Origin of the sequence: Spongiactinospora gelatinilytica (assembly GCF_003236385.1) — a bacterium.
Taxonomy (GTDB): Bacteria; Actinomycetota; Actinomycetes; order Streptosporangiales; family Streptosporangiaceae; genus Spongiactinospora; species Spongiactinospora gelatinilytica.
Genome location: NZ_POUA01000036.1, coordinates 25,417 through 32,334 on the forward strand (window position 1 = coordinate 25,417; position 6,918 = coordinate 32,334).

The 6,918-nt window shown below is 70.7% G+C and carries 7 protein-coding genes; 1 reads left to right on the forward strand and 6 read right to left on the reverse strand.

Annotation, left to right across the window (positions count from 1 at the left end):
* Window positions 1-81: 81 nt before the first annotated feature.
* The 5 genes from C1I98_RS07485 to C1I98_RS07505 form a co-directional block, all read right to left on the reverse strand.
* Window positions 82-798 (reverse strand): hypothetical protein, encoded by a 717-nt coding sequence (locus C1I98_RS07485; RefSeq protein ID WP_111166344.1) that lies wholly within the window; start codon window positions 796-798, stop codon window positions 82-84.
* A 101-nt stretch (window positions 799-899) separates the two neighbouring features.
* Complete coding sequence (locus tag C1I98_RS07490) at window positions 900-2,291, reverse strand: MFS transporter (protein WP_111166345.1); 1,392 nt, start codon at window positions 2,289-2,291, stop codon at window positions 900-902.
* The gene (locus C1I98_RS07495) at window positions 2,288-3,160 is read right to left on the reverse strand and encodes a zinc metalloprotease (protein ID WP_199536787.1); all 873 of its coding nucleotides are present in this window, start codon (window positions 3,158-3,160) and stop codon (window positions 2,288-2,290) included. The genes C1I98_RS07490 and C1I98_RS07495 overlap by 4 nt, the downstream gene beginning before the upstream one ends.
* A 295-nt stretch (window positions 3,161-3,455) precedes the next feature.
* Window positions 3,456-3,704, reverse strand: a complete 249-nt coding sequence (locus C1I98_RS07500; protein WP_225878742.1) for a DUF3039 domain-containing protein — start codon at window positions 3,702-3,704, stop codon at window positions 3,456-3,458.
* A gap of 34 nt (window positions 3,705-3,738) precedes the next feature.
* On the reverse strand, window positions 3,739-5,235 hold the full coding sequence (locus C1I98_RS07505) for a DHA2 family efflux MFS transporter permease subunit (protein WP_233507396.1): 1,497 nt from the start codon (window positions 5,233-5,235) through the stop codon (window positions 3,739-3,741).
* Between the two features lie 248 nt (window positions 5,236-5,483).
* Between C1I98_RS07505 and C1I98_RS07510 the strand changes: the two genes are divergently transcribed.
* A complete protein-coding gene (locus C1I98_RS07510; protein ID WP_111166348.1) occupies window positions 5,484-6,125 on the forward strand; it encodes a TetR family transcriptional regulator in 642 nt (213 codons plus the stop codon).
* Between the two features lie 12 nt (window positions 6,126-6,137).
* Here C1I98_RS07510 and C1I98_RS07515 read toward each other — a convergent pair whose 3' ends face one another.
* On the reverse strand, window positions 6,138-6,716 hold the full coding sequence (locus C1I98_RS07515) for a YqgE/AlgH family protein (protein WP_111166349.1): 579 nt from the start codon (window positions 6,714-6,716) through the stop codon (window positions 6,138-6,140).
* Between the last annotated feature and the right edge of the window lie 202 nt (window positions 6,717-6,918).

A 6,918-nucleotide genomic window follows, 5' to 3' on the forward strand; every position in this document is an offset into this window, starting at 1 on the left:
TCCCCGGCACCGACAAGACGTGCCGTACGCCCGGATCCTGGCCAAGGTCGGCTCCGCGTGCTAGGCGGCCGCGCGGCGCGGTCATCCGACCGTGGCGCCCTTGATCACATGGCCGATCGCGGCCCGGGCGCGGGCGTCGTCGGGCTGCGCGATGGCCACCAGGAGCAGGGTCCTCGGGCCGCGGTCCACCACGATCACCCGCAGGTAGGCGGGGCGGTTCACCACGTCCTTGTACTGCGCGACCACGGCCCGCGCGTGCCCGGTCGCGCCGCCCACCGCGATCGCGGCGTCCTCGGCCACCGAGACCGTGTCGCCGTGCAGCAGCAGTCTGCCGTACAGCTCGGACGCCTTCAGCGCCGCCTCGCGCGGCGACCCGCCGCCCAGCGGGGGCCCCGGCATGGCCATCACCATGGCGCCGCCCGCCGCGTCGGCGGCGGCCGAGGTGAAGGCCGTCACCGGGGCGACGGGCCGCTGGGCCCACCCCTCGGGCAGCCGCAGCCGCACCCCGGCGAGCGCGTCGGAGACGACCTGTACGGCCGGCTCCGGCGACACCGCGCGCAGCACGACCACCACCGCCCCGGCGATCAGCGACAGGCCGACGGCGAGGCTCCCGGCGATCGTGAAGGACCGGACGACCCAGCGGGGCAGGCGGCGCGGATGCGGGTCGGCGGGCGTGCCGTACCAGCGGGCGGACGGCGGGAGCGGGTCCTCCCCCGCCGGTTCGGGCGTCTTCGGCGTCCTGGCCGGGGGCCACGACTGCCGGGCGTAAGGCCGCCGGGTGCCCGGTCGTTCTTCCACGACGCCTCCTCCCGCACGGCCACCGCTCCCTTGTCCTACCACGACCGCCGCGCGGACTCAGGAAATCAGTGATCACAGATACGGCTGGGAAGAACGGAGATCTATGTCCGGACCCGGACACGTCCCGCGACGATCGCGGCGAACGTCCCGAGTACCGCCATCACCAAGGAGATGGCGACGAACCCGGTCGCGATGTCGTCGTGGCCGACGAAGTTGATCAGCGCGCCGCCGAAGCCGATCGCCAGGGAGGCCCCCAGCGTGTCCGTCACCTGCAGGGACGCGGAGTTGGCACCCTGCTCCGCATCGCTGGACTGGGCCATCGTGGTGACGTTGACGCTGCTGATGCCCATCCCCATGCCGAGCCCGGCCACGACCCAGGCGGGCACCGCGATCCATCCGGGCACGGCCGGGATCACCGCGAGCGCGGTGAGCAGAATCCCGGCGGTGACGGCCACCGCGCCGAACATGATCAGCCGCTCGCGCCGGACGACACCGCGGCTTTGCAGGTACGCTCCCGCCGACCAGCCCAGCGCGCCGGTGGTGAGCGCCACCCCCGCCGCGGTGTCGGAGAAGTCGCGCACCTCCTGGAGCATCAGCGGAATGAAGGAGTTCACGCAGAAGAACGGGCCGGACAGCAGACCGCGCATGACCACCGTGGTGGGCAGCCCGCGGCGCAGCCGCAGCGACCCGGCGGGCAACAGCCTGGGCAGGCTCAGCCCGAGCAGCAGGAGCCCGGCCGCGCACGCCGCCAGGCCGATGGGCGGTTGGCGGTGCAGGACGCCCACGCCGTAGAGCAGTACGCCCGCCCCCACGGCGGCCCCGGCCGCGGCGAGGGTCATGGCCACGGGCCCGGCCCGCCGTACGGCGTCCCCGGCGGCGGCCTTGGGCTCGTCCTTGGCGCGCAGGGCCGGGAGCAGCATCAGCAGCGCGGGGATCACCAGGGGCACGATCCCGTAGAACACCCAGCGCCAGCCGACGGTCCCGGCCACCAGGCCGCCGACGCTCGGCCCGATCAGGGCGGGCACCACCCAGGCGCTGGACAGCGCCGCGAAGATCTTCGGCCGGGCGTCCGGACGGTAGACGCGCGCGATCATCACGTAGCTCGCGACGATCACCGCTCCCCCGCCGAAACCCTGCACCGCGCGCGCCGCGATGAACATGCCCTTGTTCACCGCCGCGCCCGCGATGATCATGCCGGCCACGAAGACGGCCACGCCGAGCAGGAACGGCAGCGCGTGCCCGCGCCGGTCCGACCACTGTCCCGCCATCACGGTCACGAACAGACCGGCCATCAAGAACGCCGAAAAGCTCCACCCGTACAGGTCGATGGCCTGGAGATCCTTGGAGATCGCGGGCATCGCGGCCCCGATCGACATACCCTCGAACGCGATCAGAGTGATCACGAGCAGGATGCCGGAGGTCGCCGTACGGTACCGGGGGCTGAAGATTCCTGGGGTGGAGTATGGAGCGTCTACTGTGGTCGGTGCTGTCACCTGCTAAGCGTAGAACTCCGCCCAACCATGCGGTAAGCCGCCCATGCAGTGCGAATCCGGACAGCCTGCCCCTGGGTGAACTCCGACATGCACCGATCGTGGGCATAGTCCATGAAGTTGTGGAACGGGTCCTTGCCGGACAGCGGGCAGGTGTCCTTGGTGTCCGGGCAGCCCTCGGTGGCGTACGCCTCCGGCGGGGTGTCGGCCACGCCGTCGCCGGGCTCGGCGCAGCCGTTCTCGAAGGTGTGCAGCAGGCCGAGCCAGTGGCCGATCTCGTGGACCGCGGTGAAGCCGCGGTTGAAGGTCCGCATCGTGCCGCCCGGCATGCTGCGCCAGTCGATCACCACGCCGTCCAGCACCGGGTTGGTGCGATACCAGTAGGGATAGGTGCCATAGCCGAGGACGACCTCGTTCAACTCGGCGATATAGAGGTTCAGGGCGGACGGGCCGCCCCGGCGCAGGGCCTGCTTCATCTCCTGCTCGTGGCCGAGCGGGTCGCGAAACCAGGCGGGATTGGCGGTCGAGGTCATCCCGGCGAGCTTGAACCTCACGCGGGTGTCCGCGCCGCCGAACCGGCCGCCGTACGCGGCGTTCAGCGCGTCGATCTGGTCGCGTACCGACTCCCTGCTGATCCGCCGCCCGCCGTCGATCACGTGCACCCACAGCGGCACGTTGATCGCCCCGGTGGGGACGACCCGCAGCCGCCGGGCCCGCGCGTCGAGGTCGGCGACCATCCGCCGGGCCTCCTGCGGCGACAGCTCACGCACCCCGGCCCGGGCGCCCGGCCCCGGGACGCGCGCCGCGTACGGCGGGCAGTCGTCACCATGGGCATGGACCTCGCCCGGCCCCCTCTCCGCGTGGCCGGCCACACCCGATCCTGACGTGCCGAACGCGAACAGGCATACCGCAATAGCGGCGATCGAACGCCGGGCCATGCACTCCCCCGAGTCTCACCCGTGCCGGACCTGGCACGTGCCGGTCAGATCCGCCGCACCGCGGCGCTATCCAGACCGTAACGGCACGGCCGCGCACAGTAGGCGAGCAACACTCCCGAGGGGCCCGAGTCATCGGCGAAATCCGGGCGGACGCCCCCGCGTCCGCCCCCGGGCCCGGGGCATGGCACACGACGGACCGGGACCGCGGCACTGCGCGATCCCGGCATCGTCACTCGGACTTTTCCGGCTCGCCCTTGGGCAGGCCCTCGTATATCTCCTTGCACTCCGGGCAGACCGGATACTTCTTCGGGTCTCGGCTGGGCACCCACACCTTGCCGCAGAGGGCACGGATCGGGGTCCCGGTCACCATGCTTTCGGTGATCTTGTTCCGGTCGGCGTAGTGGGCGAATCGCTCGTGGTCTCCGTCGTGGGAGAGCTCCTGGCGGACATCGCCCTCGGGAAGGATCTTCGTGCTCACCTCAACGAGTCTATGCGCACGAGGGGCCCCGTACTCAGCCGACGTGCACGGAAGGCCCATCGATCTTACGCCCCGCCCGGACGAAGACGACAAGCAGGGCGGCCAGCACGGCCACCGCGGCGCTGACCGTGTAACCGAGGTGCATGCCGTCCAGGAAGGACAGGTGCGACGCGGTGGTGATCGCCTGCACCGCCTGGTCGGGCAGGCCCGGCGGCACCGGCGCCTGGCCGTACGCCACGGCGTCCTTCATCAGGTCAACCTGACCGGCGGTCGGGGCGGGCAGCCCCTGGGCGGTGAAGTGGCCGGGAAGCACGTCTGCGACCTTGGCCACGACGATCGCGCCGAGCACCGCCGTACCGAGCGAGCCGCCGACCTGCATGGCCGACTGCTGAAGACCGCCGGCCACCCCGCTCAGCTCCACCGGGGCGTTGCCCACGATGATCTCGGTCGCGCCGACCATCACCGGGGACAGCCCGAACGCCAGCAGCGCGAACGGGATCGCGGTGTCCGCGAACGCGGCGTCGATGCCGAGGCGGGAGAGCAGGAACATGGAGACCGCGGTGATCAGCATGCCGCCCGCGATCGGGATCTTCGGCCCGAGCCGGCCGATCAGGAACCCGGCCGGCGGCGACGCGACGATCATGCCCGCGCTCATCGGCAGCATCCGCAGCCCCGCGTCCAGCGGCGTCAGCCCGTGGACGCCCTGGAAGAAGAACGTGAGGAAGAACATCGCCCCGAACATGGAGAACGCGGTCAGGATCATCAGCACCGTGCCGATGGACACCGAAGCGTTCCTGAACAGGCCGAGCGGCAGCAGCGGCTCGCGCGCCTTGGTCTGCCACCAGGCGAACAGCGCGCCGAGGACGAGGGTGGCGGCGCCGAACGCGATGGTCTTGGCATCGCCCCAGCCGTACTCCGGCGCCTTGATGATCGCCCACACCAGCGAGAACATCGCGCCGGACAGCAGGAGCACGCCCAGCCAGTCGATGCGCGACAGCGCCCCGGCCCGGCTCTCCTTGATCACGACCAGCCCGACCACCAGCGCCACCAGGCCGACCGGGACGTTGATGAAGAAGACCGACTGCCAGTTGACCTTCTCGACCAGGACGCCGCCGACGATCGGGCCCGCCGCGCTGGAGACGCCGATCGCGGCGCCCCAAATCCCGATCGCCATGTTCAGCCGCTCACCAGGGAAGGCGGCCCGCAGCAGGGCCAGTGCGGCGGGCTGGAGCAGCGCGCCGAAAAGCCCCTGTAGGACGCGGAAGGCGATCAGCCAGCCGATGCCCTGGGACAGCCCGATGGCGAGCGAGGTCAGCGCGAAGCCCGCGATGCCGACCATGAACACCCGCTTGTGCCCGAACAGGTCGCCGAGCTTTCCCGCGGTGATCAGGAAGACCGCGAGGGCGAGCAGGTAGCCGCTGGTCACCCACTGGATCTCGGCGAGCGACGCGCCCAGCTCGGTGGCGATCACCGGGTTGGCGATGGCGACGACGGTGCCGTCGAGCATCACCATGATCACGCCGAGCGACACCGCGATCAACGTGAGCCACGGTGCCCCTGCGCCCGTCTTCCGGTCGGCGAGCCGGACAGTGGGCCGTCCACTGTCTTCGCATGCGCCATCACGAAACGTCCCCCTTAACTCAGCAGGGCACCCCATGCTCTGCCATCCCCTTAACCTGAAAGATCTTTCACCATAGTGACAGTCACTGACAATCGACAAAGCCCCGCAAGTGTCACATAGTGATTGATGGCACACTGTGTCATGAAGGTGGCGAAGGGATGACGACCATGGGTCAGATCGGCCTGCGCGAGCGGAAGAAGCTCAAGACCCGCCACGCCCTCATCGACGCGGGACTCGACCTCTTCCTCGCGCAGGGGTACGAACACACGACGATCGAGCAGATCGCCGCGGCGGTCGAGGTCTCCCCCAGGACCTTCTTCCGCTACTTCGCCGGGAAGGACGACCTTGCCCTCTACCACATGGCCGATCTGGAGATCGCCGTGACCGAGGAGCTTGAGTCGCGCCCCGCCGGGGAGTCACCGGGGACCGCGCTGATCAACACCTTCCGTACGGTCACCCGCGGCCTCACCGCCTCGGGCCAGGCGGACAAGGAACGCTACACGAAGACCCGCAGGCTGCTCGACGCCACTCCCGCCCTGCTGAGCACGGCGGTCGGGCGGGCTGCGGGGCTGGAGAGCCGGCTGGCCGGCCTGGTCGCCCGCAGGCAGGGCGCCGAGGGGCCGCCCGATCGGCGGGCCTGTCTGGTCGTGGCCTTCGTCACGGCCGCCGCCCGGGTCGGCTTCGAGTGCGCGGGCGCGCACGAGGAGGATCTGGCCGCGCTCGTGGCACGGGTGGACGAGACCCTGACGCTCGCCGAACGCTCCTTCCGCCCGGGCTGGGACACGCTCGACGGCATCTAGGGAGCCGGAGGGTCAGTTGAGGGTCGGGTCGTCCGGGCAGGTCGCCACGAAGGCCAGTTCCCCGGGCTGGCGGCGCAGTACGGCGCGCCAGAGCGATTCGGGGTCGGAGAAGAAGGTGTCGCCCTGCTCGGCGTCCACGACGTACCAGGCGCCCTCGGCGATCTCCGACTCCAACTGCCCCGGAGTCCATCCGGCGTAGCCGGCGAAGATCCGCATCTGCGCGATCTCCCCCGCCAGGATCTCCGGGGGCGCGTCCAGATCGACCGTGCCCAGCCTGGAGACCGCGGGAATGCCCGCCTGCAACCGGCGCCACCCCAGCGGCTCCTCCCCGCTCGGCACCGCCGCCAGCGCCAGCGCGCTGTCGGTCTGCACGGGCCCGCCCTGGAACAGCACGGACGGCCCGCTCACCAGCGCGTCCCAGGTGGGCAGCACCTGAGTGACCGAGATGTCACTCGGCCTGTTGAGGACCACCCCGAGAGTGCCGCTGTCCTGATCATGCTCCAGGACCAGCACCACACTACGCCGGAAGTTGGGGTCGTCGAGCCGTGGCGTCGCCACGAGCAGCCCGCCGACGTAGATCGCCTCCGCCATACACACCATCATGGAGGGTGAAGCACAAATCTCGCGCCTCCCCCCGATACATTCGAGGAAGTTACTCCTCGGAGCCAGGCGGGCACTCCAGGGAATATCGATCACTCGCACCATCCGGGGGAGCCCACGATGTCATCACTCCCTGCCCGCACCCGCACGACATCAGGGGGCCGGCTCCGGGCCCTGGGAGTGGCGGTGGGGG